The organism is Nonomuraea bangladeshensis, from assembly GCF_039529455.1.
In the GTDB taxonomy this organism is placed as follows: Bacteria; Actinomycetota; Actinomycetes; order Streptosporangiales; family Streptosporangiaceae; genus Nonomuraea; species Nonomuraea bangladeshensis.
Window position 1 is genome coordinate 534,345 of the sequence record NZ_BAAAMV010000001.1, and the last position, 24,353, is coordinate 558,697.

Sequence of the window (24,353 nt, forward strand, 5' to 3'; positions counted from 1 at the left end):
TCACCCTCTCGTCAGGAGCGGCACCAGCACCTCGTCCACGATCTGCACCACCAGCTCGTCGGGGACGGGTGTGCCGTCGAAGAGGAAGTGGTGCCGCAGCAACGCATGCCCCGCGTCCAGCCGCCTAGGGGTGATCACCCCCGGATCGACCTCCCCCCGCTCGACCGCCCGCCGCACGACCTCTTCCATGGCCTTCCTGCCCATCCCCTGCGACGTCCTGCGCATCGCGCCGAGCTGCGAGCCGCTGCTCAGCGCCTCCCCGAGGAGCCCGCGCAGCGCCTCCCCCGCCGGCCCCGACAGGGCCCGCGCGGCCTGCCCCAGCATGGCGATCAGATCGCCGCGCAGCTCCCCGGTGTCGGGGACCGACTCGGGCGTGGGCAGGACGGTCCGCACGGCCTCGGCCACCAGCTCCAGGCGTGACGGCCAGCGCCGGTAGAGCGACGCCTTGCCGGTTTTCGCCCGCTCGGCCACCCGTTCCATGGTGAGCCCGGCGTAGCCGCTCTCGGCCAGCTCGTCGAGCGTCGCCCGGTGGATCGCGGCGTTGAGCGCCTCCCCTCTGCGGCGGGGCAGCTTGCGGTGGTCGGTGACCATGACAGCCATCCTAGGCAGCGGGGACGACCGTGCCCGCGTCACCGTTCACGGTCACGACCTGGCCGTCCGCCAGCACGGACGTCCCGGTGCCCGTGCCCATGACGGCGGGGACGCCGTACTCCCGCGCCACGATCGCCGCGTGCGAGGCCGTCCCTCCGCTGTCCACGACCACGGCCGCGGCCCGCTGGAACAGCGGCGTCCACGACGGGTTCGTGTAGGGGCAGACGAGCACGTCGCCCGCCGCCAGCCGGCCGAACTCGGCGGGTTCCCTGATCACCTTCACCGGCCCGGTGGCGGTGCCCGCGCTCGCCGGGGCGCCGGTCACCAGCGCGTCCCCGTCCGCCGCCGCGGAAGGGAAGACGGCGGCGGGGTCGATGAGGCGTACGCCGGCCAGCTCCTCCCGTTTCGCCGCCCGCGCCCGCGCGAGCTCGCGCAGCCGGGCCCCGTCGGCACCGCTCAGCGCGGCCTCGCCGCCGATCGACTCCAGCTCCTCCAGCCGCAGGTGGAAGACGTCCTCGGGGCGGTCGAGCAGGCCGGCCGCGCACAGCCGCCGGCCCAGCTCGACGAGCGAGCGGCGCAGGACGGGCTGCGGCAGCGTGAAGTAAAAATGGCTGTCCTCGCGGAAGGCGATCCCGGCGCGGGCGGCGGCCACCCAGCGCCGCATCCGCTCCCGCCGCCTCGGGGCGCGCAGGAGCGGGTGGCCGAGCAGCCGGTCGAGGGCGTCGCCCGGCTCCCCGGCCGCCGGCGCGGGGTGCGCGGCCAGCATCCGGACCAGGCCGAGCACGGTCTCCGGCGCGTCCGCCCAGGTGGGCGGGGTGACGAGGATGGGGCTGGCGGTCTCGCGGTGGCCGTACTCGCGCAGGAACTCCTCGAACGCGGCCAGGAACTCGGCGGGCTTCGGGCCGTCGTCGAGCGCGCCGGTGCGGACGGCCAGCTCGGCCAGCCGTTCCAGCGCCCGGTTGGTCTCGCTCGTCCGGGTGACCGCGCCGGCCAGCAGCCCGGGGAAGAGCGCACCCCGGCGCAGCAGCTTGACGGCCGCCAGCAGCCGCAGCAGCGCGAGCCCGGTGCCCGGCAGGTAGTCGATGCGCAGGTCGGCCACCGGGGCGACCAGGTCGAGCGCCTTCCTGGGCACGCGGATCAGCTCCTCCCACGGCAGCGTCCCGAGGTCCAGGGCGGCCAGGTCGCGCGCCGCCGCCAGGTAGCCGGTGAAGCGGCGGTCCTCGGTCCAGCGGGCGGGGTCGTACCTCCTGGCCTTGGCCGCGAGGCGGAACGGCGCGGTCAGCGCCCTGGCCGTCGGGCGGGGCCTCGGCGGGACGAGCGCGACGACGACGCCGTCCTCCTCGCGCAGGAACCCCTCGAATCCGCCCCGGATCCCGAACGCGCCGGTCACCTTGCCCATCAGCCCCGCAGGCCCGTACGGCAGCCAGGTCGTCATGTCGATCGGGTACGGCCGGACCGGCAGGTATTCCATCAGGATGCCGGTGAGCCGGCGCCGCACCGTATTGAGCCGGCCGGGCGGGGGCGGCGGCAGGGCCGTCATGGGCCGCGCCTGGAGCAGGTGGAGGCGGCCGGCGGCATAGGCCCACTCGATGTCCTGGGGGCGGCCGTAGTGGGCGGCGACCCGGCGGGCCAGCCCGGCCAGCTCGGCCACGACGGCGTCCGGCAGCCGTGCCGTCCGGCCGTCGGGGCGGGTCTCGTGGACGACGCCGCCGCCGGGAGCGCTCCGGACGACGACCTCGCCCCGGCCGGGCCGGTAGGCGATGCGGCCCCGGCGGTCCACCTCGTAGTGGTCGGGCGTGACCAGGCCAGAGACGACGGCCTCCCCGAGACCGGCGCCCGCGTCGACGACGATGCGCTCCCGGTCGCCGGTGACCGGGTCGGCGGTGAACAGGACGCCCGCCGTGTCCGCCTCGACCATGCGCTGCACGACCACGGCGATGCTCACCCCGGCGTCGTCGATGCCGAGCCTGGCCCGGTAGGCGACGGCCCGTTCGGTGTGGAGCGAGCCCCAGCAGCGGCGCACCGCGTCGAGCAGCGCCTGCTCGCCCACCACGTTGAGGTAGGTGTCCTGCTGCCCGGCGAACGCGGCCCCCGGCAGGTCCTCGGCGGTCGCGCTCGACCGCACGGCCACCGGCCCGGCGCCGAGCGCCTCGTACCCGGCGGCGATCTCCCGCCGCAGCCCGGCGGGCAGCTCGCCGTCCCGGCCGGCGAGGTCGTAGGCGTGGGTGGTGACGACGAAGCCGGGCGGCACGGGGAAGCCGTTCCTGACCAGCTCGCCCAGGTTGGCGCCCTTGCCTCCGGCCAGGGGCAGGTCGGCACGGCCGACGGCGTCCAGGGGCGCGACGAGTCTCACGAGTTCTCCTTCACGGGGATGTCATCGGCGTGCGCCGTGGTGCGGAGCGGGCGCGCCGGCAGCGCCAGCGCCAGCCCGAACGCCACGACCAGCAGCGGCGCCATGGCCCCGAACACCGGGGGCACGGCCGTCGCGAACGACTCGCGCACGCCGTCGGGCAGCGCGGCCGGGGTCTCGGTGGCGGAGATCCCGGACCGCAGGGTGATGAAGGCGCCCACGACCGCGACCCCGGCCGACGCCCCGATCTGCCGCACGAACGTGACCGACGAGGTGGCCGTGCCGAGGTCGGCGTAGGGGACGGCGTTCTGCGCGGCCAGCAGCATGACCTGCATGACCAGGCCGACCCCCAGCCCGGTGACCAGCATGGACACGGCCAGCGCGGGCGGCGAGCCGGCCGTGAGCCCGACGAGCGCGAGCCCGGCCGCCGCGACGGCGGTCCCGGCGACGGGGAACGGTTTGTACCGGCCGGTCCTGGTGATCAGCCGCCCGGAGACGATCGTGGCGGCCAGCACCCCGCCCATGAGCGCGGTCACGAGCAGCCCGGCCTGGGTGGCGCCGGCGCGGTGCGCGATCTGGAGGTAGGCCGGCATGTACGTGATCGTCCCGAACAGCGCGAACCCGATGAGCAGGCTGATCGCCACGGGCACGGCGAAGGCCCGCTCGCGGAAGAGCCGCAGCGGCATGATGGGGTCGGCCGCGTACCTGGCGCTGACCAGCCAGCCGGCCAGCCCGCCCGCGGCCACCAGCAGGTGGACCGGCTCGCGGGTCTGCCCGACCAGCACCACGCCCACGACGAGGGCGCCCAGCGCGAGCGCCCCGGCCACGTCGAGGGGCCGCCGCCCGCCCTCGGGCCGCGGCAGCCGCAGCGCCACGGTGAGCAGGACCAGCGCCAGCAGCCCGAGCGGCGGGTAGATCGCGAAGATCCACCGCCAGCTCACCCGGTCGATGAGGAACCCGCCGATCAGCGGACCGCCGACGGCGGCCACGACGTACGCCGAGCCGAAGTAGCCGAGGAAGCGCCCCCGCTCGCGCGGGCTGACCAGCTCGCCGATGGTCGCCTGGGCGCCGATCATCAGCCCGCCGCCGCCCAGCCCCTGCACCACGCGGAACGCGATGAGCTGCGGCATCGACGTGGCGAGCGCGCACAGGACGGCCCCGGTCACGAACACGACGACGGCGGCCTGCAGCGTCGGCTTGCGGCCGTAGCGGTCGCCGAGCTTGCCGTAGACGGGCATGGAGACGGTGGCGGCGACGAGGTAGGCGGTGACGACGCCGGGCATCTGGTCGAGCCCGCCGAGGTCACCGGCCACGACGGGCAGCGCGGGAGCCATGATCGTCTGATCGAGCGCCGCGAGCAGCATGGCCAGGATCAGCCCGGTCACCACCAACCCCATGACGCCCTCCTTAGTGAACGAACCGTTCTCTAAGGAGCGTAAGTCTGCTGTCGCCCGAATTCAACACCTCATGAATATCCGCTGTGGGAGGGCGGCCGATCCGACGGGTTCGAGCCGATAACCCTCGGCTCCGCGCCAACCCTTGGCTACATTGTGTAGCCGATTGACTTCACGACGCCATCAACCGTTCCGACAAATATCCTGTCGGAACGGCGGTGACCCCCCAGGAGGTCAGATGCCAAAGGAAAGCGAGCTATGTCCCTCTGACTCGCCGACCGCGCTCTTCGGCTTCGAACTGCGGCGCCATCGCAAGGCCCGAGGCTGGTCCCAGATCCGCCTGTCGAAGGCGGTGCCGTACTCCGTCGGAACGATCAGCATGATCGAGACGGCCAGACGGTCACCGACCGAGGAGTTCGCCCGCCACTGCGACGAGGCGCTGGAAGCGGAAGGCGCGCTGATGCGGCTCTGGCCGATGGTCAGCCACGCGTCGGCGCCCCCATGGTTCCGGCCCTGGCTCGACGCGGAGGCCACGGCGGAGGCGATCCGCACATGGGAGCCCCTGGTCGTCCCCGGCCTGCTCCAGACCGAGGACTACGCGCGAGCGATCCTCAGCGGCGAGCCCGGCGTGACGACGCAGGAGATCGAGGCAAACGTCACGGCGCGCATGGAGCGCCAGTCCATCCTCCACCGGCCCAAGCCCCCGATGCTCTGGGCGGTTCTCGACGAAGGAGTCCTGCACCGCCCGATCGGCGGTCACGCCGTGATGGCCGCCCAACTCGCCCACCTCGCCGAACTCGGCACGGCGCCGCGGATCACCATCCAGATCCTTCCGCTCGGCGCGCGTTCCACCACCGGGCTCCTCGGCGGCTTCGCCATCAGCCAGGCGCACGGAGCCCCCGCCACGGCGTACGTCGAGGCCGCTTGCGACGCCCAGGTGACCGACGGGACAGAGAGCGTAAGGATCCTGGCATTCAGGTACGAAGGAATCCGCTCCGAAGCTCTGTCTCAACGGGAATCCATCAGATTGATCGAGGAGACGATGCAACGATGGACGAGCTGACCCACGAACTGCGCGCAGCCACGTGGACCAAGTCTTCTCACTCGGGCAGCAACGGCGGCAACTGCGTCGAGATCGCCACCCTCTCCGGAGGGCACCGCGGCGTACGCGACAGCAAGAACCCCACCGGCCCGGCCCTGGTCTTCACCCCGGGCGAATGGGACGCCTTCGTCAACGGGGTGAAGGACGGTGAGTTCGACTAGCCACCTCGAACGATCCTCCGAGAAGGCCCTTCGACTCGCTCGGGGCCTTCTCGGAAGTCTCGCCGTCCGTTGTCCAAGCGATCGTCCGTTCCCAGAAGTCCCGTACGAATGCGAGCGCCGACGACAGGTCTGCGGGCACAATCGTCAGTCCCTGTGCCTGAGTTGGATAGTCGATGTCCCATCGAGGAGGCAGGTCGGGAATCTCCTCGGGAAGAGCATGTGACGCCCTGACCGCGAAGACATGGCGACAGACGTCGACAAGCTCGCCATCGGGGACCAGGCCGTTCTCGATCAGCAGGACCAGATCCACCAGGTCCTTCACGCGGGTGTTCGGCCGGTCTCCGTAGTCTCTGGTCAGCGCGTGCAGCTTCTCGGCGAAGTGCTGACGAGGGTGGACCGCCTCGACACTGCGCGACGGGACCTCGGCGAAAGCGAGCGTCCCCGGCAGCATGAGCTGGTCAGTCTGCGCGATCTCCTCCGGGCGCATGACTGCGTCCAGCCTGAACAGGGCGAACTCCTTACCTGCCAACCGGCCCTGGATCCCGAAGCGGTACGCCCGGCGACCTTCGCCGTCCGGTTTCAACTCGGTGGGAGGGGCCACCTGGAAGACGAAGTTGTCGCCGTCGGGGTCCGAGCCGAGAGCCTCGATGAGTTCGTCCCGCAGGCCGTCGCCATCGAGCTGGCCGGAGCGGATCGCCATGTCGAGATCTTTGGTCGACCTCGCCCGATCCAGCAGCCGGAACTCCATCGCCATGCCGCCTTTGAGAATCCACCGCCCCGGCTGGGACGCGGACAGGCGCGCCAAGGCCCGCTCGAAGAGAACCCTGCGGCGGAGCCTGCCGAGGTCGGTGCCGTTCTCATCCGCCTGCCTCTTGAGCCTGCTCTCCAGTGCCTGGCGCAGCGCGACCGCGTTCCGGTAGCGGGTCATGTCCGCTCCGCCCTCAGCGCCCGCTCGACCCCTAGCTCGGCGCGGCTTCCGAGGCGCTGTGCCGCTCGAATGAGCTGGCCTCGGGTGGCTCCCCCGCGCTGCAGCAGTTCGGAGACGGCCGAATCGATCACGTCCTGGTCCGCCCCGTCTGCGGCGGACTCGCTGATCGCTCGCACCGGCGTGGTCACTCTGAACCCTTCGCGATCCTCGACGTCGTCCGCAGGCAGCTCCGCGCGATGCAGGACGACTTGGTCGTTCTTCTGCCGGAACCCTCGTCCGACGGTCAGGTGGATCTCAGCCGGATTGGCGATCCCGAGATCGTGAACTGCGAGCGCGCTGAGATGTGAGACAACGGCCCGTTGGCCGCTCCAGAGCCACCAACGGACAAAATGATCATGATCTCCCCCCGGCAGTATGGCGAATTCCCGAAGGCGGTAGAGCGCGCGTCCGATGCGCAGCCAGTTCCCCTGCTGGGCGTGGAAGTGTTGAGCCTGGTGGGAGTAGCCCAGTTCGACGGCTTGAGCTGCGGTGAAGTAGCCACGCTGGCTCGCGGCGAGTTCCCAGAGCCTGTCGCGGCGTACGTGTCCGGACCGCCGATGCCGTTCGATCGACATGCGGCAAGTCTAGGCCGCTGGAACTACAAGTCGCTTTTAGTTCCGCGCACATCTCTGCACGAAACTAAAGTTTTCTTGTAGTCAGGCCGCATCATAGGCTCCTACGGGCGTTCTGCAGAAAGACCAAGACCGCGCCACGATCGTCCGTGAGGCGCGGTCTTGGTACGGCGTCAGCGGGAGGCGCGGTTGACCGCCGAGATGATGGCCTTCAGCGAGGCGGTGGTGGTGTTGGCGTCGATGCCGACGCCCCACAGCACCTCGCCGTTGACGTCGCACTCCAGGTAGGAGGCGGCCTTGGCGTCGCTGCCCGAGCTCATGGCGTGCTCGGAGTAGTCGAGCACCCGTACGTCGATGCCGACGCCGCCGAGCGCGTCGATGAAGGCCGAGATGGGGCCGTTGCCGGTGCCGCCGACCTCGCGGATCTCGCCGTCGAGGCGGATGTCGGCGCTGATGCGGTCCTTGTCGTCGACCGTGGACTCGCTGCGGTGCGCCAGCAGGCTCAGCCGGCCCCAGCGGTTGGCCGGGTTGGGGAGGTATTCGTCGCGGAAGATCTCGTACATCTCCGCGGGGCTGACCTCGCCGCCCTCGCTGTCGGTGCGGGCCTGCACGACCTTGGAGAACTCGATCTGCAGCCGGCGCGGCAGGTCGAGCTGGTGGTCGGACTTCATGATGTACGCCACGCCGCCCTTGCCGGACTGGCTGTTGACCCGGATCACGGCTTCGTACGTGCGCCCGATGTCCTTCGGGTCGATCGGCAGGTAGGGGACCGCCCACGTGAACTCGTCCACCGGCGTCCCGGCGGCCGCGGCGTCGCGCTCCAGGTGCTCGAAGCCCTTCTTGATGGCGTCCTGGTGGGAGCCGGAGAAGGCGGTGTAGACCAGCTCGCCGCCCCACGGGTGGCGCGGGTGCACGGGAAGCTGGTTGCAGTATTCGGTGACGCGGCGGATCTCGTCGATGTCACTGAAGTCGATCTCGGGGTCGACGCCCTGGGAGAACAGGTTCATGCCGAGCGTGACCAGGCAGACGTTGCCGGTGCGCTCGCCGTTGCCGAACAGGCAGCCCTCGATGCGGTCGGCGCCGGCCATGTAGCCGAGCTCGGCGGCGGCGACGGCGGTGCCGCGGTCGTTGTGCGGGTGCAGCGACAGCACGATCGAGTCGCGGTGGCGCAGGTTGCGGCTCATCCACTCGATCTGGTCGGCGTAGACGTTGGGGGTGGCCATCTCGACCGTGGCGGGCAGGTTGATGATGACCTTGCGGTCGGGGGTGGGCTGCCACACCTCGTTGACGGCGTCGCAGACCTCGACGGCGTACTCCAGCTCGGTGCCGGTGAACGACTCCGGGGAGTACTCGAAGAAGACGTCCACGTCGCTCGCGTCGGCGAGCTTCTTCACCAGCTTGGCGCCCTCGACGGCGATCGCGGTGATGCCCTCCTTGTCCTGGCCGAAGACGACCCGGCGCTGCAGCGTGGAGGTGGAGTTGTAGAGGTGGACGATGGCCTGCTTGGCGCCCTGCAGCGACTCGAAGGTGCGCTCGATGAGCTCGGGCCGCGCCTGCGTCAGGACCTGGATGACGACGTCATCGGGGATGCGGTCCTCTTCGATGATCTGCCGGACGAAGTCGAAGTCGGTCTGCGAGGCGGCGGGGAAGCCGACCTCGATCTCCTTGAAGCCCAGGCGTACCAGCAGCTCGAACATCTGGAGCTTGCGGTGGGAGTCCATCGGGTCGATCAGCGCCTGGTTGCCGTCGCGCAGGTCCACCGCGCACCAGCGGGGCGCCTTGGTGATGACCTTGTCGGGCCAGGTGCGATCGGTCAGCTTGACGGGCTGAAAGGGCTGATAGCGATGGATCGGCATCCGGCTGGGCTGCTGAGCGGTCATGGTCGTTGCTCCTCGTCGGGCGGTTCGGAAAGGAAGCGGCCGACGCGCATGACTGGCTCCGCGGCGAGGGAGCCGGCCTTAAAGGCCCCCGCCGCGGCAGCTAAGAAGGAGCCCGCGCAGCATGTCTTGCACGCTATCAGACGTCTCGGTATGCGCTGTGCGTTATCTCAGATCGCGAGAAACGGTGTGTCGCGGCTCACTCCTCGACGAGCACGCTGAGGCAGGTCACGCAGCCTTCGAGCTTCTCGAACTCCGAGATGTCCACGGCCGTGACGGCGAGCCCGCGCCGCTCCAGCAGCTCGGCGGTACGCGGGGCGGAGGCCGCGATCAGCACGCTCTCGCCGCCCAGCGGGACGACGTGGGCGCCCGGTTCCTCCGGCGGCACCAGCAGGCCGGGCAGGTCCACGTGGCGGGGGTCGCCGATGAGGGTGCCGTCGGGCAGCGCGGTCACGGCGGACTTGAGGTGCAGGACGCCGCGTACGTCCACGGGCACGACGCGGCGCTCCGGCAGCAGGGCCGCGAGCTGGCGGATGCCCTCCTCGTTGGTGCGGGCGGAGCGGCCGACGTAGACGGTGGGGCCGGACTGCAGCACGTCGCCGCCCTCGAGCGTGCCCGGCCGGGCGATCATGACGGTCTTCAGCCCGAGGTCGCGTACGGTCCGCGCCACGGACTCCACCTCGGGCCGCCGCTCGGCCGCGCCGGGCCGGGTCAGCACCGCCACGCGGCCCGACACCACCACCGCGTCCTCCACGAACGGCGCGTCGGGCAGGTCGTCGGCGGGCTCGGCGTACACGATCCGCCGGCCGGCCGCCTCCAGCGCGGCGACGTACGCCTCGTGCTGGTCGAGGGCCCGACCGGGATCCACCGGCTCGCGCTGGAGGTGGGTCACGATGCCCTCGGCGATACGGGGGCCGGGCTTCCTTACCAGCGCGATACCAGACATAGGGCGTGTTCTATCACGTTCGGATTAGAGTCTTGGCATGAGTGATGACGAGATTCTGACGAGGATCAGCGCCCTGGTCGACGAGGAGCACCAGTTGCGCGAGAAGCTCTCGAACGGCGAGGTGACGACGGACGACGAGCACAACCGCGTCAAGGAGCTGGAGACGGCGCTCGACCAGTGCTGGGACCTGCTGAGGCAGCGCCGGGCCCGGCGCGGCGCGGGCGAGGACCCGGACGAGGCCGCGGTCCGCCCGGCCGGCCAGGTGGAGAACTACCGCCAGTGACCCGCGCTCCGGAGTGCGCGATCATCATTTGAGTGAACCCCCGTTTCTTTGGCATCACTGAGTTGGTCGAAACCCCGTCGGTGGCGGTCGTGGTGGACGTCATGCGCGCCTACACCGTGGCCGCCTGGGCCTTCGCCCAGGGGGCGGAGAAGATCGTGCTCGCCGAGTCGCTGGACGACGCCCTCGCGCTCAAGGCCCGCCACCCGGACTGGGTGGCGCTCAAGGACGGTCCGCCCGCGCCCGGGTTCGACGCCGTCAACTCGCCGGCCCTGCTGCGCTCCCTTGACCTCGGCGGACGGACCGTCGTGCAGAAGACCACGGCGGGGACGGTCGGCGCCCTCGCCGTCAAGGAGGCGTCGCTGGTGCTGTGCGCCGGCTTCGTGGTGGCGGAGGCGACGGCCCGGCTCCTGCGGGCACGCGGGTGCGACAGCGTCACGTTCGTGGTCACCGGCGAGGACGGGCAGGCCGACGAGGATCTGGCGTGCGCCCAGTACATCGCTCACCGCGCCGCCGAGGCCGGGACGGATGCGGCCGAATTCCTCCGCCGCGCCGCCGGGTCACGTGCCGCCGCCGAGCTGGCGGAGGGGGTGCGTGAAGGAGCCCATCCTGACGACGTCGCCCTCTGCCTTGAGCTCGACCGGTTCCCCTTCGCCATGGTGGCGACCCTGGAAGACTCGATCATGGTCCTCCGGCCGCACGCCGTGCCTATGCTGACCGGATGACTGTCCAGCGAGTCGATCTCGGCCGGGACGAGGGCATGGTCGCGGGCCTGTACGACGCCTACGTGGCGGCCAACGCCGACGACCCCGGCCCCCTCCCCACCCTGCCCCGCTTCCGCCTGAACTTCGGCGCCGACCGGCCGGGCCAGGGAGTGGAGATGTGGGTGGCGATCGAGCGCGGGAACGTCGCCGGCGGCTACAGCCTGGGGCTGCCGCGCCTCGACAACACGCACACCGCGTCGGTGTTCCCCCTGGTGGTGCGGCCCGAGCGGCGCGGGCGCGGACTGGGCGCCGCGCTGTTCGAGCACGCCGTGGGCCGGGCCCGCGCGCACGGCCGCCGGCTGCTGCTCACCGAGACGCCGGCCACGGGCGCGGGCGCGCGGTTCGCGCGGGCGCACGGCATGACGCCCTCGGTCACCGAGGCGCGCCGTACGCTCGACCTGCGCGCGGCCGACCCGGCGGCGCTGCGGGCGCTGACGCCGGCGGTCGAGGGTTACACGCTCCAGCAGTGGGTGGGCCCGGCGGGGCCGGAGCTGCTGGACGACCTCGCCACGCTGTTCGACGGCATGAACGACGCGCCGCGCGACGCCGGCGTCGAGGCGAGCCGCTACGACGCCGAGCGGGTCGGCGAGCGCGAGCGGAGCATCGCCGAGGCGGGCCAGACCTGCTACACGACGATCGCCCGCCGCGCCGGCGACGGCGCGCCCGCCGCCTTCACCCGCATCGTCCTGAAGGCCGACCGCTCCGACGGCTGGGCGAGCCAGGTGGACACGGTGGTGCTGCGCCCGCACCGGGGCCGCCGCCTCGGCCTGCTCGTCAAGCTCGCCAACCTGCTGTGGCTGCGCGAGAGCGAGCCGCACCTCGACCGCGTCATCACCTGGAACGCCGGCACGAACGTCCACATGCTGGCCATCAACGAGGCCATGGGATTCCGGCTGCTCGACGAGTGGCACACCTGGCGGCTTGAGCTGTGACCCTCCCCAGGCTCCTGCGGGCGGGTTACTCTGACGGCTTATGACCTTGGACGCGCTGCGCGACGGGGATCCACGCCAGGCCGGGCCCTACACCCTGCTGGGCCGGCTGGGCGAGGGCGGCATGGGGATCGTCTACCTCGGGCGGGCGCCGGACGGCGCCCGGGTGGCGGTCAAGCTGATCAACGCGCGGATGAGCGCGGACCCCGGGTTCCGCCGCCGCTTCGCCAGGGAGGTCGCCGCGGCGCGGCGGGTCGCCCGCTTCTGCACCGCCCCGGTCCTCGACGCCGACGTGGACGGCGACCCCGCCTACCTGGTCACCGAGTACGTCGAAGGCCCGAGCCTCGGTGACGCGGTACGCGCGTCGGGGCCTTTGACGGGGTCGGCGCTGGACGGGCTCGCGGCGGCCATGGCGGTGGCGCTGCGGGCCATCCACGGGGCGGGCGTGGTGCACCGGGACCTCAAACCGTCCAACGTGCTGCTCTCCCAGGTGGGGCCCAAGGTCATCGACTTCGGGATCGCGCGCTTCACCGAGGCGGAGGTGAGCAGCGCGATCGTGGGGACGCCCGCGTACATGTCGCCCGAGCAGGTGTCGGGGTCGCGGGTGGGGCCCGCGTCGGACATCTTCTCGTGGGGGTGCACGGTGGCGTTCGCGGCGTCGGGGGTGTCGCCGTTCGGTACGGGCTCGGTGCCGACGATCCTGCTGCGCATCGTGAACGAGGCTCCGGAGCTGCACGGGCTGTCGGGGGTGCTGCGGGAGCTGGTCGAGGCCGCGGTCACCAAGGACCCGGCGCGGCGGCCCACGGCCCAGGACCTCCTGGACCGTCTCAGCGCCGCCAATCCCTCGGCCCTCCCTGCGGACGCCTTTCCCGCCCCTCCCCCGCCGGCCTCCCAAGACGCGGCGGAGGGTGAGGGCGCGGCGGGAGACGAGGGGACGACCGCGCCGTCCGGTGGCCGGAGGCGGGGCAGGGTCGTGGCCGGGGTGGCGGCGGTGACCGTGGCCGTGGCCGGGGTGACGGTGGGGCTGGTGCTGAACGGGGTGGCCGGGCCCGGCGGCGGCTCGCCCGCCGAGAACGCCTCGCCCGGCGCGGCCTCCCGGGTGAGCGGCCGGGGCGATCCCAGGACGACGGCCACCGCGCCAGAAAACGGGAACCCGCTGCGCGCCGCCCGTCCCGTCGCCTTCTACTCCCCCGAAGAGCCCAACGCCGCCGGCCAGGCGGCCCTCTGGAAGAAGGACCGCCCCCAGGACGCCGCCCTGATGGAGAAGCTGGCGAAGGTCCCGCACGCCATCCGCCTCGGCAACCCGGAGGTACGCGACAAGGTGGCCCAAGCCGTGGACAACGCCGCGGGCGGGGTCCCGGTGTTCCTGGTCAACTACCTGCCGGGCAGCGACCAGTGCCGGCCCGCCACGCGGGCGGAGCTGGCGGCGTACCAGAGCTGGATCGAGGGGATCGCCGGCCAGATCGGCCCGTCCCCGGCCGTGGTCGTCCTGGAGCCGGGCAGCCTGGTCAAGCTGCCCGGCACGAAGAACTGCGACCCGCAGGGCTCCCCCGACCAGCGCTACGCGGCCCTGCGCGCGGCGGCCGGGGCGCTCAAGGCGAACCCGCGCACCGCCGTCTACCTCGACGGCGCCCAGGACCTCTACCCCGGCACCGAGGTCATGGCCGAGCGCCTGCTCAAGGCGGGCGTCGGCGAGACCGACGGCTTCTTCGTCAACGCCGCCGCCTTCCAGCGCACCGCGAAGGCCGTCGGGTACGGCAAGAAGCTCTCGGTTTGTGTCGCCCTGCGCCGCGCCGGCCGTTCCGGCTGCCCGCCCGACGCGCCGGTGGACCCGGCCGCGCTGCCGCACTTCGTCGTCGACACCGCGCGCAACGGGCAGGGTTCCTGGGCGCCGGAGAAGCACTACGCGGACCCGCAGACCTGGTGCAACCCGCCGGGCAGGGGCGTCGGCGACCGTCCGACGACCGAGACGGGCGAGGAACTGGCCGACGCCTACCTGTGGATCGCCCGTCCCGGCACCTCCGGCGGCCACTGCCGGCGCGGCACGAAGGGCGACAAGGACCCCGAGCGGGGCGTCGTCGCGCCGGAGGCGGGCACGTGGTGGGCGGAGATGGCCCTGGAGCGGGCGAAGCTGGCGAACCCGCCGTTGCGCTGACGTTTCCGCCGGAAGGCGCCGATGTTAAGCGGACGTTAGATCTCGGCCCCTCCACCTTGTCCGGGCTCCTTCCTGGGGTGAGGCTCTGACCTGCAGGTACTCCCCCAGCCCCCTGGAGGTCCCCAAGTGAGCAAACCCCGTGTGCCGTGGAAGGCGGTGGTCGGCGGCTCGGTCGGCAACCTGGTCGAGTGGTACGACTGGTTCGTCTACAGCAGCTTCGCCGTCTACTTCGCCGCGTCCTTCTTCCCGGAGGGCGACGACACGGCCAAGCTGCTCAACACCGCGGCGATCTTCGCCGTCGGCTTCTTCATGCGCCCGCTCGGCGGCTGGCTGCTCGGCCGTTACGCCGACCGCCGGGGCCGCAAGGCGGCGCTCACGCTGACGGTCACGCTGATGTCGGCCAGCGCCCTGCTGATCGCGATCGCGCCCACGTACGAGTCGGTCGGCTACTTCGGCGCGCTGGTGCTGGTCGTCGCCCGGCTGCTCCAGGGCCTGTCGGTGGGCGGCGAGTACGCGGCCAGCGCCACGTACCTCACGGAGGCGACCCCGCGCGGCCGCCGCGGCCTGGCCTCCAGCTTCCAGTACGTCTCGATGACCGCCGGCCAGCTCGTCGGCCTCGGCCTGCAGATCATCCTGCAGAACACGATGTCGAAGGAGGCGCTCAGCTCCTACGGCTGGCGCATCCCGTTCGTGGTCGGCGCCCTCGCCGCCGCGGTCGTGTTCTACCTGCGGCGGAGCCTGCTGGAGACCGAGGCGTACGACGAGGAGCGGCACGCCGAGGAGAGCTCGGACCGGGGGACGATCCGGGGGCTGCTCGCCCACAAGAGGGAGGCGCTGCTGGTGATCGCCCTGACGATGGGCGGCACGGTGGCGTACTACACCTACACGACCTACCTCACCAAATACCTGTCGAACACGGCGGGCCTGGCGAAGGAGACGGCCACGCTGGTGAGCTTCTGCGCGCTGTTCGTCTTCATGTGCCTGCAGCCGCTGGCGGGGGCGCTGTCGGACCGGATCGGGCGGCGGCCGCTGCTGATCACGTTCGGGATCGGGTCGATGCTGGGGACGGTGCCGCTGATGACGGCGCTCGGCGGGGCGAGCGGGTTCGGCGGGGCGCTGGCGCTGTCGCTGACCGGGCTGGTGATCGTCACCGGCTACACCTCGATCAACGCGGTGGTGAAGGCCGAGCTGTTCCCGACCGGGGTGCGGGCGCTCGGGGTGGCGTTGCCGTACGCGATCGCGAACGCGCTGTTCGGCGGCACCGCCGAGTACGTGGCGCTGTGGTTCAAGAACGCGAAGATGGAATCCGGTTTCTTCTGGTACGTCGCCGGTTGCGCCGCCGTCTCGCTCGTCGTCTACCTGTTCATGCGCGAGACCCGGGACGCGGCCCTGTCGCGGGCCGAGCAGACGGCGGGGGCCGTCCCGGAACGCGTGTAGCCCGCGCGCGTCTACCCTAGCGGCATGCGAGTTCTGCTGGTCGAGGACGATGACCGGCTGGCCGCCGCGCTGACGACGGCGCTCGCCCGGCACGGCCACCGGGTGACGCGGGCGGGTCTGGCCGTCGACGCCCTCCGCCTGGCGGGGGGCGTCGACTTCGTCCTGCTGGACCTGGGTCTGCCCGACATGGACGGCCTCGACGTGCTGCGCCGCCTGCGCCGGGTGTCGGCCGTGCCGCTGATCGTGGTGACCGCCCGCACCGAGGAGCGCGAGGTGCTGCGCGGCCTGCGCTCGGGGGCCGACGACTACCTGGTCAAGCCGTTCCGTACGGCGGAGCTGATGGCCCGTATGGAGGCGGTCGTGCGGCGCGGCACCCGCCCGCTGCCGCGCCGCGACGACGTGGTGCAGGTCGGCGACGTGCGCATCGACCTGGAGACGCGGCAGGTGACGGTGGCCGGGGAGGCGGTGACGCTGACCCGGCGGGAGTTCGACGTGCTGGCGCTGCTGGCCAGGGAGCCCGGCGTGGTGCGCAGCCGGGAGGAGATCCTCGACGAGGTGTGGGGCGACCCGCTGCTGTCGGCGTCGCGGTCGCTGGACGTGCACGTGGCGGGGCTGCGCGCCAAGACGGGCCGGCCGGGGCTGGTGGAGACCCTGCGGGGCACGGGCTACCGGCTGGGCTCAGCCGGATGAACGCGCGGCTGGTGGTCACGTTCACCACGCTGATCGCGATCCTCATCGCGGCGCTGGCGGTGCCGCTCGGCTGGGCGTACGCCTCCCACCGAACGAACCGGCTGCTCCTCGACCGCCGCGCCGACGCCACCCGCTTCGCCGAGCTGGCCGACCAGGCGGCGCGCGAGGGCGACTACGCGGGCCTGGTGCAGGAGGTGCGCCGCTACGCCGACCTGTACGGCGCGGCGGTCCGCGTGCGCGACCGGGACGGCTCGGTCCGCTTCACCGCCGGCTCCTTCGCCGCCGACGACCGGGAGGCCACCCGCCTGGCGCTGTCCGGCCGCACCACCGATGACCTGCCGATGACGACGCCGTTCGGGCCGGCGTACGCGCTGCTGGCCGAGCCCGCCGGGCGGGACGCGCAGCTCTCGGGCGTGGTGCTGCTCCAGGCCCCGGCGGGCCGCGCCCGGCTGGACGTGTCGCTGGTGTGGGGCGCGCTGGCGCTCGGCGCGCTGGCCGCGCTCGGGCTCGGCGCGCTGGTGGCCAGGCGGCTGGCCCGCTGGATCCTGCGCCCGGTCACCGAGCTGGACCGCACCACGCGGGCCATCGCGCGGGGCCGGCTGGACGCGCGGGCGCATCCGGGGGCCGGGCCGTCGGAGCTGCGGCGGCTGGAGGAGCGCTTCAACGCGATGGCCGACGCCGTGGCGGGGGCGATGGAGCGGCAGCGGGCCTTCGTCGCCGACGCCTCGCACGAGCTGCGCACCCCGCTCACCGTGCTGGGGCTGCGGCTGGAGAACCTGGAGCCGCATCTGAAGGCCGAGGGCTCGGCCGAGTACGCCGAGGCGATGGCCGAGCTGGACCGGCTGGCGCTGCTGGTGGAGGACCTGCTGACCCTCGCCAGAGTGGAGGCGGGAGCAGGGCTGGAGTCCCGGCCGGTCCCGCTGGGGCCGCGCCTCGCGGTCTGGCGCGAGGTGTACGCGGCCAAGGGGCTCGCCCTGGTGGCCCCCGAGCACGGCGAGGTGCCGGAGGCGGCGGCCAGGATCGCCGACATCGCGCTGGACAACGCGCAGAAGTTCGTCCCCGAGGGCGGGACGGTGACCGTCACCCTGGCCGGCGGGGTGCTGCGGGTGGCCGACGACGGGCCGGGGCTGGGCGAGGAGGAGCGGGCCGAGGCGCTGGGGCGCTTCTGGCGGGCGGGCTCGCACGCGAACGTGCCGGGGAGCGGGCTCGGCCTGGCCATCGCCGCCGAGCTGGCCCGCGCCTGCGGCGGCGCCCTCCACCTCCTGCCCACCGTTCCTCACGGACTGACCGTGGAGCTCCGTCTCCCCTCGTGAGCTCCGTGTCGGATTCCGGGGCCGGTCCGTGCCGAGTTGGAGAGCCGGCGGGCAGCGAAGACGCCGAGTGCCAGGTGCAGGACGCCGGCCACGGCGGCGGCCACGTGCAGGCCGGTCACGAAGGCCGTCTTCGCCTCCTCGGCCGCCGCCGCCGCGAGGCCGGGAAGCCGGAGGGTCTCGCCGAGGGTGGGCGCCAGGTCCGGCCCCTGGAGGCGGAAGACCAGGGCGGCGAGCGAGCCGAGGAGCGCGATGCCGAGGGCGTTGCCCAACTCGTTGCTGGTCTCCGCGATCGCGCCCGCCGAGCCCGCTCGTGCCGGAGGGACGGCGCCGACGGCGGTGTCGGCGACGACGCTGAAGGAGATGCCGTAGCCGATGCCCGCGACGACCGTGGAGGCGACGTACCAGCCCGTCCCGCCCGTGACGGCCGTGGGCAGCAGGAGCAGCAGACCGGCCGCGATGGAGAAGTGGCAGACCGCGAGGGCGGCGCGCTTCCCGACGCGGCCGGCCACGAGGGGCGTGACGACGCAGCTGACCGTGAGGACCACGGCGCCGGGCAGCGCGAGCAGGGCCGCGCGCAGGACGGGCAGGCCGAGGACGGACTGCAGGTAGACGCCCGCCAGGTACGCGGTCGCCGACCAGGCCGCCAGCGGCAGCAGCCCGGTGATGATCGCCACCGTGAAGACCCGGTCGCGGAAGAGCGAGAAGTCCACCAGCGGGTGCCGGAGGCCGCGCTGCCTGCGCGCGAACCACGCCAGCAGCGCCGCCCCCGCCATCCCCGGCACGACCGCGACGGCCGACGGGCCTTCGGCGGCGGCGTGCTTGAGCGCGTAGATGACGAGCAGGAGACCGGCCGCCGAGGTCACGACGCTGAGCACGTCGACGCGACCCGGGCGAGTCGCCCGGACCTCGCGTAGCAGGATGGGCGCGAGGAGCAGGAACAGGGCGACGACGGGCAGGTTGATCAGGAAGACCGAGCCCCACCAGAACCGCTCAAGCAGGATGCCGCCGACGACCGGGCCGATGGCGAACCCGGCCGCGAACGCCGCCGCGAAGACGCCGATGGCCTGCGCCCGCCGCCGCGGGTCGGCGAACAGCTCGCTCAGCACCGCGAGGGCCGACGGCAGGAGCGTGGCGCCCGCCACCCCCATCAGCGCGCGGGCGACGATCAGCAGCTCGGGGCCGGGCGCGAACGCCGCTCCCGCCGAGCCGATCCCGAACGCCGTCGCGCCGATCATGAGCAGTTTCAGCCGGCCGTACCGGTCGCCGAGGTTGCCGAACGCGATCAGCAGGGAGCCGACGGCGAAGCCGTAGACGTCCAGGATCCACAGGGCCTGGTCGGCGGTCGGCGTGAGGTCCTGGCTGATCCGGGGCATCGCCAGGAAGAGGATGGACCCGTCCATGGAGACCAGCAGGACGGGCCCGAGGATCACCACCAGGCCGAGCCAGGCCCGCGGCCCCGGCGAGGTGTGCGTGTGCTGTCGAGACATGGCATCGACGGTCCGCCAGGAGGGGGCCCGGCAGCCATCCCCCTGGCGTGGGTGCACTTGACAGGGACACCCTCCGGGGCGCCGCTCGGCCTACGATCGACGGCGTGGAGAGTTTCGGAGCGTTTCTGAAGAGCCGGCGTGACCAGGTGACGCCGGCCGCGATCGGTCTGCGCACCTTCGGGACCGCCCGCCGGGTCCCCGGCCTGCGGCGCGAGGAGCTCGCCCAGCTCGCGGGGGTGAGCGTCGGCTACTACACGCGCCTGGAGCAGGGGCACGCGGACACCGCCTCCGAGCAGGTGCTCGACGCGCTGGCGCGGGTGCTGCGGCTCGACCCGGTCGAGACCGTGCACCTGCACAACCTCGCCCGGCAGCCCGCGCGGCCCGGCCTCTCGGAACCGCCGCCGGAGGAGCCGCACCCGCGGGTCCTCGCGCTCCTGCGCTCCCTGGCGGACGCGACGCCGGCGATCGTGCTCGGCCGCCGGGGCGACGTGCTCGCCTGGAACCGCGCCGGTCACGCGCTCGTCGCCGAGCACCTTCCCTTCGACGCGCCGTGGGAGCCGGCGGGCCGCCCGTCCGTCCCGCGGATGTTCTTCCTCGACCCGCTCACCCGCGACCTGCACCGCAACTGGGACGAGCTGGCCCGCGTCCATGTCGCCTACCTGCGGCTCACCGCCGGGCGGTTCCCCACGGACGCGCGCCTGGCGGAGCTGATCGGCGAGCTCACGATGCGCAGCGACGCGTTCGCGACGATGTGGGCGGCCGGCGAGGTCGCCGACTGCACCGTGGGGGCCATGCGCCTGCGGCACCCCACCGTCGGCGCCGTGAACGTCACCTACCAGGTCTGGCTCCAGCCCGAGAGCCCGGACCACCGGCTGGAGTTCTACACCCCGGACGACCCGGGCTCCGCCGACGCCCTGCGCCTCCTGGCCCACCAGAGCCGGGCACTGGAAGGGTCTCAGCCCAGCTCCGCCCTCTCTCTCCAAGGACCTCAGCCCGGCTCCGCCCTCTCTCTCAAAGGACCTCAGCCCGGCTCCGCCCTTTCTCTCCAAGGACCTCAGCCGTAGACCGACCGGTAGTACCGGATCGCGCCCGGATGCAGCGGCACCACCCCGGTGCCGATGGCGTAGCGCGGGTCGAGCCGCCCGCCGGGCGCGGACGGCGCCTGGAGCCGGTCACGGGCCCTGAACACCGTCTCGACCACCGTGTACGCCACGTCCTCCCCCAGCGAGGCCCGGCACATCAGGTAGCTGGGCGTCCCGACGGTGGCCACCGGCCCGGCCGCGCCGTACGCGCCGGCGGGGACGGTGCCGTGCTCGTACACGGGGCCGAACTCCCGCCGCAGCACCGTCACCATGGGGTCCAGCGGCACGAGCCGGATCCCGCCGGCCGCCTCAAGCGCGGGCGTCGGCACCCCGCCCGACCAGAAGAACGCCTCCACCTCCCCGGCCCGCAGCGCCGCGATGGACGCGTCCAGCTCCAGCCGGACCAGCTCGGGCGGGCGGGCGAGCCCGGCCGCGGCGAGCACGCGGGTGGCGGTCACCGCGGTGCCCGACCCCTCCGCCCCGATCGCGACCCTGCGCCCGGCGAGGCCGCCGACGGCGGCGATCCCGGACCCGGCGGGCACGACGAGGTGGACGTAGTTCATGTAGACGCGGCCGAGCGCCGCGACCGCCTGGTGGCGTACCCGGATCGCGTCGTCGGCGGTGTCGGCCAGCGCGAAGCCGACGTCGGCGCGCCCGTCGGCCATCATCGTCAGGTTCTGCACGCTGGCCGCCGTGGACAGCACCCGTACGCGGAGCCCGTCCCGCCGCAGCTCCCCGGCCAGGCGGTCGCCGAGCTGCCCGTACGCGCCGCCGGTCTGCCCCGTGACCAGCCGCAGCTCGGCCTCGGGCGGGCCGCCGCCCGAGCAGGCGGCCGCCGCCAGGGGCAGCGCGAGCAGCGACCGGCGGGTAATGGACATGAACTCACGTTATCCGCCGGAGCAGAATGGACCTTGTGACCACCGCTCGCCTGCGCATCGCCCCAGAGCTGAGGATGTTCCTGCCCGTGAGCCGCCGCCAGGAGTGGCACGAGGTGACGCCGGACGGCACCTCCACCCTGGGCCACCACGTGGAGTCCACCGGCGTCCCGCTGACCGAGGTGGGCCAGCTCACCGTGGCCGGCCGCCCGGTGCCCTTCTCCTACCAGCTCGCGCCCGGGGACGTGGCGGAGGTCCCGCCCAAGCCCCGGCCCCAGCGCCTGCCCGACGACCCCCGTTTCCTGCTGGACGTGCACCTCGGCACCCTGGCCCGCCGCCTGCGCCTGCTCGGCGTCGACGCGGCCTACCACAACGACATGGACGACCCCTCGCTCGTGGCGCAGGCCAACGCCGAGCGCAGGGTCCTGCTCACCCAGGACCGCGGCCTGCTGCGCCGCCGCGCGCTGTGGCTCGGCGCGTACGTCCGCGGCTCCGACCCCGCCGACCAGCTGCACGACCTCCTCGACCGCTTCTCGCCGCCCCTGCGCCCGTGGTCGCGCTGCACGGCCTGCAACGGCGAGCTGGACCCGGTCGACAAGCAGGAGATCTCCCGGCAGCTGGAGTCGGGCACCAGGCGCAGCTACGACGCCTACGGCCGCTGCCGCGACTGCGGCCAGGTCTACTGGCGCGGCGCCCACAGCGGCCGGCTGGAGGAGATCGTGCGCTCGGCCCTCGCCTGGACCGGCGGCTCGGCGCCGGGTTGACCTTTCCGGGTAGCCGGAGCTCCAGGGGCCTGATAAGGAAGGGCGGTGGAATTCCGCATCATGGGGCCGCTGGAGGTCCGGGACGCCGACGGCGCGGACCGCACCCCGGCCGTGCCCAAGCACCGGGATCTGCTGGCGATGTTCCTGCTCAACGCCGGCCGGCCGCTCACCGCCGAGCGGCTGCGGCGGCTGCTGTGGCCGCGCGAGGGCGGTGAGCGCTCCGACTCGCTGATCCGCGGCTACGTCGGGCAGCTCCGCAAGCTCATCGGCCAGGACACGATCGCGACCGTCTCCGGCGCGTACGTGCTGCACCTCGGCGACGGCCGGCTCGACGTGGACCGGTTCCGGCTGCTGGTGGGCGAGGGCGCGTACGAGGAGGCTCTGGGCCTGTGGCGCGGGGAGGCGCTGGAGGACCTGGACCCTGACGGCGTGCGGTGGGTGGAGACGCGGCGGCTGCGCGAGGAGCTGGAGGAGTTGCGGCTGCTGGCCCTGGAGCGGCGGGTCCAGGCCGACCTGGACGCCGGGCGGCACCGCGAGCTGCTGGCGGAGCTGCGTCAGCTCACCAAGCGGTATCCGCTGTGGCAGCGCTTCCGCGGCCAGTACATGCTGGCGCTCTACCGGAGCGGGCGGCGGGTGGACGCGCTGGCCGCGTACGCGGTGCTGCGCGACCGGCTCGACGGCGGGCACGCGATCGAGCCGGACCCGGAGCTGCAGCTCCTCTACCACCGCATGCTGCACGACGACGTGTCGCTGCACGTCTCGGCCGGCCCGCCGGTGCTGCTGCCGCCCGACGTGGCCGACTTCACGGGCCGCGAGGACCTGCTGAGCGAGGTGGTCGGCGGGCTGGTCGTGGTGCACGGGCAGGCGGGGGCGGGCAAGTCGGCGCTGGCGGTGCACGCGGCCTGGCGGGCCCGCGAGCGTTTCGGCGACGGCATCCTGTACGCCGACCTGCGCGAGACCACGACCCCGGCCGCCGTCCTGGAGGACTTCCTGCGCTGGCTCGGCTGCCCCGCGCAGGCCATCCCGGCCGGGCTGGAGCAGCGCGAGCGATTGTTCCGCGCCTACACCGCCAACCGGCGGCTGCTCGTGCTGCTGGACAACGCCGTCGGCGAGGCGCAGGTCCGGCCGCTGCTCAGCGCCTGCCCGACGGTCGTGACCAGCCGTTCGCCGCTCGGCGGGCTGCCGGGCGCGCGGCGGCTGTCGGTGGGCGTCCTCGACGACGCGGCGGCGCTGGAGCTGCTGGCCAGGAGCTCGGGCCGGGCGGGCGACGACGGGCTGCGCGGCCTGGCCCGCTTCTGCGGCGGCCTGCCGATCGCGCTGCGCATCGCGGGCTCGCGCCTCGCGGCCCGCCCCGAGTGGACCGTCGGCTACCTGGTCCGCCTGCTGGAGGACGAGCACGAGCGGCTGGACCGGCTGCACGCCGGCGACCTGGCGGTGCGCAGCGTGTTCGCGATCGGGTTCGACGGGCTGCCGGAGGCGGCCAGGCGCACGCTGCGCGGCCTCGGCGCGCTGTCGGCCCCCGACTTCGCCGACTGGGTGACCGACCTGCTGGGCGGCCAGGCCGAGGCGCTGGTGGACGCGGGGCTGCTGGAGACGCACGGCGTGGACGTGGCGGGCCAGGTCCGCTACCGGCTGCACGACCTGACCCGGCTGTTCGCCCGCGAGCGGCCGGTGCCCGAGGTGCTGCCGCGGCTCGCGGAGGTGGTGCTGGAACGGGTCCGCGCCTCCCGCTTCCAGCTGGTGTCCGGCGATCCCGCGACGACCGTGGCGACCCGCGACATCCGCGAGTCGGTGGAGTGGCTGGCGGCCGAACGTGGCTTCCTGGTGAGCCTGGTGGCCGACCTGCACGCGGCCGGCCTCGACGGGCCGTGCTGGCGGCTCGCGCACCTGCTGGCGCCCTACCTGGAGCGGCAGCGCTTCCTGGACGACTGGCGGGCCGTCACCTCTCTCGCGCTGGTGTCGGCGCGGCGCTCCGGCGACGGCGAGGGGCTCGTCCTGCTGGACCTGGGCGATCTGCACCTGGCCGAGCGGGACTGGGCGCGGGCCGAGGAACTGCTGCTCGCGGCGCTGGCCAAGCTGGCCGGACAGCCCAGGGAGAGCGCCCGCGCCACCCGCAGGCTCGGCCGGGTGCACCTGGAGCTGGGCCGGCTGGAGGAGGCCGAGCGCACGCTGCTGGCCTGCCTTTCACGGGCGGAGAACCAGCGCGACGCGGCCGACGCCGAGCAGGCCCTCGGCATGGTGCTGCGCCGCGCGGGACGCCTGGACGAGGCCGCCGACCGGCTGACCGCCGCCGTGGACCGGCTGGCCGCGCTGGGCGACCGGCACCGGCAGGCCGACACGCTGCTGGAGCTCGCGGCGGCGCGCCTCGCGCAGGGGCGCAAGCCGGACGCCCGCGCCGCCGCCGAGCAGGCGAGAAGCCTCGCGGTACGCCTCGGCGACCGGCTGCTCGACGCCCACGCCCTGCTGGCCCTCGCCCGGGTGGGCCGGGCGGAGGGCGCGGCCGGGCGGGCCGGCGAGCTGGCAAGGGCGGCGCTGGAGATCTTCGACAGGACGGGCGAGCGCCGGGGCGCCGCGAACGCCCGCAGCCTGCTCGCCCTCCTGGGCTCCTCCGCGTGAG

The 24,353-nt window shown here is 73.4% G+C and carries 21 protein-coding genes; 12 read left to right on the forward strand and 9 right to left on the reverse strand.

Annotated elements, in window-relative coordinates:
• The 3 genes from ABD292_RS02260 to ABD292_RS02270 are packed head-to-tail and all read right to left on the reverse strand — an operon-like array spanning window position 1 to window position 4,338.
• The gene (locus tag ABD292_RS02260) at window positions 1–591 is read right to left on the reverse strand and encodes a TetR/AcrR family transcriptional regulator (protein WP_344204816.1); all 591 of its coding nucleotides are present in this window, start codon (window positions 589–591) and stop codon (window positions 1–3) included.
• Window positions 592–601: 10 nt separating this feature from the next.
• Window positions 602–2,944, reverse strand: a complete 2,343-nt coding sequence (locus ABD292_RS02265; RefSeq protein WP_344204818.1) for a PEP/pyruvate-binding domain-containing protein — start codon at window positions 2,942–2,944, stop codon at window positions 602–604.
• Window positions 2,941–4,338, reverse strand: coding sequence for an MFS transporter (locus tag ABD292_RS02270; RefSeq protein ID WP_344204820.1), 1,398 nt, complete (start codon window positions 4,336–4,338; stop codon window positions 2,941–2,943). The genes ABD292_RS02265 and ABD292_RS02270 overlap by 4 nt, the downstream gene beginning before the upstream one ends.
• Before the next feature lie 235 nt (window positions 4,339–4,573).
• On the opposite strand from ABD292_RS02270, the gene ABD292_RS02275 reads away from it, so the two are divergent.
• Window positions 4,574–5,398 carry a helix-turn-helix domain-containing protein gene (locus ABD292_RS02275; RefSeq protein WP_344204822.1) on the forward strand — a complete coding sequence of 275 codons (825 nt, stop codon included), beginning with the start codon at window positions 4,574–4,576 and terminating at the stop codon, window positions 5,396–5,398.
• Window positions 5,386–5,598 carry a DUF397 domain-containing protein gene (locus tag ABD292_RS02280; protein WP_344204824.1) on the forward strand — a complete coding sequence of 71 codons (213 nt, stop codon included), beginning with the start codon at window positions 5,386–5,388 and terminating at the stop codon, window positions 5,596–5,598. The genes ABD292_RS02275 and ABD292_RS02280 overlap by 13 nt, the downstream gene beginning before the upstream one ends.
• On the opposite strand, the gene ABD292_RS02285 is transcribed toward ABD292_RS02280, so the two are convergent.
• The 4 genes from ABD292_RS02285 to ddaH form a co-directional block, all read right to left on the reverse strand.
• Entirely contained in the window at window positions 5,567–6,526 is a 960-nt protein-coding gene (locus ABD292_RS02285) for a nucleotidyl transferase AbiEii/AbiGii toxin family protein (protein ID WP_344204826.1), read from the reverse strand. The genes ABD292_RS02280 and ABD292_RS02285 overlap by 32 nt on opposite strands.
• Entirely contained in the window at window positions 6,523–7,140 is a 618-nt protein-coding gene (locus ABD292_RS02290; protein ID WP_344204828.1) for a type IV toxin-antitoxin system AbiEi family antitoxin domain-containing protein, read from the reverse strand. Before ABD292_RS02290 ends, ABD292_RS02285 begins: the two co-directional genes overlap by 4 nt.
• Before the next feature lie 170 nt (window positions 7,141–7,310).
• On the reverse strand, window positions 7,311–9,017 hold the full coding sequence (gene leuA, locus ABD292_RS02295; RefSeq protein WP_344204830.1) for a 2-isopropylmalate synthase: 1,707 nt from the start codon (window positions 9,015–9,017) through the stop codon (window positions 7,311–7,313).
• Window positions 9,018–9,213: 196 nt separating this feature from the next.
• Window positions 9,214–9,960, reverse strand: coding sequence for a dimethylargininase (gene ddaH, locus ABD292_RS02300; RefSeq protein WP_344204831.1), 747 nt, complete (start codon window positions 9,958–9,960; stop codon window positions 9,214–9,216).
• Window positions 9,961–9,997: 37 nt separating this feature from the next.
• Here ddaH and ABD292_RS02305 point away from each other — a divergent pair, with 37 nt between their 5' ends.
• From ABD292_RS02305 to ABD292_RS02335, 7 genes are all read left to right on the forward strand, one after another.
• Entirely contained in the window at window positions 9,998–10,243 is a 246-nt protein-coding gene (locus tag ABD292_RS02305; RefSeq protein WP_329582781.1) for a DUF2630 family protein, read from the forward strand.
• A gap of 62 nt (window positions 10,244–10,305) precedes the next feature.
• Window positions 10,306–10,965: a 2-phosphosulfolactate phosphatase gene (locus ABD292_RS02310; RefSeq protein WP_344204832.1), complete on the forward strand. Its 660-nt coding sequence runs from the start codon at window positions 10,306–10,308 to the stop codon at window positions 10,963–10,965.
• Window positions 10,962–11,936, forward strand: coding sequence for a GNAT family N-acetyltransferase (locus ABD292_RS02315; protein ID WP_344204833.1), 975 nt, complete (start codon window positions 10,962–10,964; stop codon window positions 11,934–11,936). Before ABD292_RS02310 ends, ABD292_RS02315 begins: the two co-directional genes overlap by 4 nt.
• A gap of 40 nt (window positions 11,937–11,976) precedes the next feature.
• Window positions 11,977–14,088 (forward strand): protein kinase domain-containing protein, encoded by a 2,112-nt coding sequence (locus ABD292_RS02320; protein WP_344204835.1) that lies wholly within the window; start codon window positions 11,977–11,979, stop codon window positions 14,086–14,088.
• Window positions 14,089–14,214: 126 nt separating this feature from the next.
• Window positions 14,215–15,525 carry an MFS transporter gene (locus ABD292_RS02325; RefSeq protein WP_344204837.1) on the forward strand — a complete coding sequence of 437 codons (1,311 nt, stop codon included), beginning with the start codon at window positions 14,215–14,217 and terminating at the stop codon, window positions 15,523–15,525.
• 24 nt (window positions 15,526–15,549) lie between these two features.
• Complete coding sequence (locus tag ABD292_RS02330; RefSeq protein WP_344204838.1) at window positions 15,550–16,215, forward strand: response regulator transcription factor; 666 nt, start codon at window positions 15,550–15,552, stop codon at window positions 16,213–16,215.
• Complete coding sequence (locus ABD292_RS02335) at window positions 16,212–17,528, forward strand: sensor histidine kinase (protein ID WP_344204839.1); 1,317 nt, start codon at window positions 16,212–16,214, stop codon at window positions 17,526–17,528. Before ABD292_RS02330 ends, ABD292_RS02335 begins: the two co-directional genes overlap by 4 nt.
• Here the strand turns inward: ABD292_RS02335 and ABD292_RS02340 are convergent.
• A complete protein-coding gene (locus ABD292_RS02340; RefSeq protein ID WP_344204840.1) occupies window positions 17,492–19,015 on the reverse strand; it encodes an MFS transporter in 1,524 nt (507 codons plus the stop codon). The two genes, ABD292_RS02335 and ABD292_RS02340, sit on opposite strands and share 37 nt — an antisense overlap.
• A 104-nt stretch (window positions 19,016–19,119) precedes the next feature.
• Here ABD292_RS02340 and ABD292_RS02345 point away from each other — a divergent pair, with 104 nt between their 5' ends.
• Complete coding sequence (locus ABD292_RS02345; RefSeq protein WP_344204841.1) at window positions 19,120–20,079, forward strand: helix-turn-helix domain-containing protein; 960 nt, start codon at window positions 19,120–19,122, stop codon at window positions 20,077–20,079.
• On the opposite strand, the gene ABD292_RS02350 is transcribed toward ABD292_RS02345, so the two are convergent.
• Window positions 20,070–20,975: a TAXI family TRAP transporter solute-binding subunit gene (locus ABD292_RS02350; RefSeq protein ID WP_344204842.1), complete on the reverse strand. Its 906-nt coding sequence runs from the start codon at window positions 20,973–20,975 to the stop codon at window positions 20,070–20,072. The genes ABD292_RS02345 and ABD292_RS02350 overlap by 10 nt on opposite strands.
• A gap of 26 nt (window positions 20,976–21,001) precedes the next feature.
• On the opposite strand from ABD292_RS02350, the gene ABD292_RS02355 reads away from it, so the two are divergent.
• Window positions 21,002–21,736, forward strand: coding sequence for a Mut7-C RNAse domain-containing protein (locus ABD292_RS02355; protein ID WP_344204843.1), 735 nt, complete (start codon window positions 21,002–21,004; stop codon window positions 21,734–21,736).
• Between the two features lie 45 nt (window positions 21,737–21,781).
• Complete coding sequence (locus ABD292_RS02360) at window positions 21,782–24,352, forward strand: AfsR/SARP family transcriptional regulator (protein WP_344204845.1); 2,571 nt, start codon at window positions 21,782–21,784, stop codon at window positions 24,350–24,352.
• Window position 24,353 lies beyond the last annotated feature (1 nt).

What these genes read in the sequence shown, in the direction of transcription:
- ABD292_RS02340 (WP_344204840.1), bottom strand. Translation starts at nt 19,015, where the DNA reads ATGTCTCGACAGCACACGCACACCTCGCCGGGGCCGCGGGCCTGGCTC.
- ABD292_RS02270 (WP_344204820.1), bottom strand. Translation starts at nt 4,338, where the DNA reads ATGGGGTTGGTGGTGACCGGGCTGATCCTGGCCATGCTGCTCGCGGCG.
- ddaH (WP_344204831.1), bottom strand. Translation starts at nt 9,960, where the DNA reads ATGTCTGGTATCGCGCTGGTAAGGAAGCCCGGCCCCCGTATCGCCGAG.
- ABD292_RS02355 (WP_344204843.1), top strand. Translation starts at nt 21,002, where the DNA reads ATGGACCTTGTGACCACCGCTCGCCTGCGCATCGCCCCAGAGCTGAGG.
- ABD292_RS02315 (WP_344204833.1), top strand. Translation starts at nt 10,962, where the DNA reads ATGACTGTCCAGCGAGTCGATCTCGGCCGGGACGAGGGCATGGTCGCG.
- ABD292_RS02260 (WP_344204816.1), bottom strand. Translation starts at nt 591, where the DNA reads ATGGTCACCGACCACCGCAAGCTGCCCCGCCGCAGAGGGGAGGCGCTC.
- ABD292_RS02285 (WP_344204826.1), bottom strand. Translation starts at nt 6,526, where the DNA reads ATGACCCGCTACCGGAACGCGGTCGCGCTGCGCCAGGCACTGGAGAGC.
- ABD292_RS02290 (WP_344204828.1), bottom strand. Translation starts at nt 7,140, where the DNA reads ATGTCGATCGAACGGCATCGGCGGTCCGGACACGTACGCCGCGACAGG.
- ABD292_RS02330 (WP_344204838.1), top strand. Translation starts at nt 15,550, where the DNA reads ATGCGAGTTCTGCTGGTCGAGGACGATGACCGGCTGGCCGCCGCGCTG.
- leuA (WP_344204830.1), bottom strand. Translation starts at nt 9,017, where the DNA reads ATGACCGCTCAGCAGCCCAGCCGGATGCCGATCCATCGCTATCAGCCC.
- ABD292_RS02275 (WP_344204822.1), top strand. Translation starts at nt 4,574, where the DNA reads ATGCCAAAGGAAAGCGAGCTATGTCCCTCTGACTCGCCGACCGCGCTC.
- ABD292_RS02305 (WP_329582781.1), top strand. Translation starts at nt 9,998, where the DNA reads ATGAGTGATGACGAGATTCTGACGAGGATCAGCGCCCTGGTCGACGAG.
- ABD292_RS02320 (WP_344204835.1), top strand. Translation starts at nt 11,977, where the DNA reads ATGACCTTGGACGCGCTGCGCGACGGGGATCCACGCCAGGCCGGGCCC.
- ABD292_RS02280 (WP_344204824.1), top strand. Translation starts at nt 5,386, where the DNA reads ATGGACGAGCTGACCCACGAACTGCGCGCAGCCACGTGGACCAAGTCT.
- ABD292_RS02335 (WP_344204839.1), top strand. Translation starts at nt 16,212, where the DNA reads ATGAACGCGCGGCTGGTGGTCACGTTCACCACGCTGATCGCGATCCTC.
- ABD292_RS02350 (WP_344204842.1), bottom strand. Translation starts at nt 20,975, where the DNA reads ATGTCCATTACCCGCCGGTCGCTGCTCGCGCTGCCCCTGGCGGCGGCC.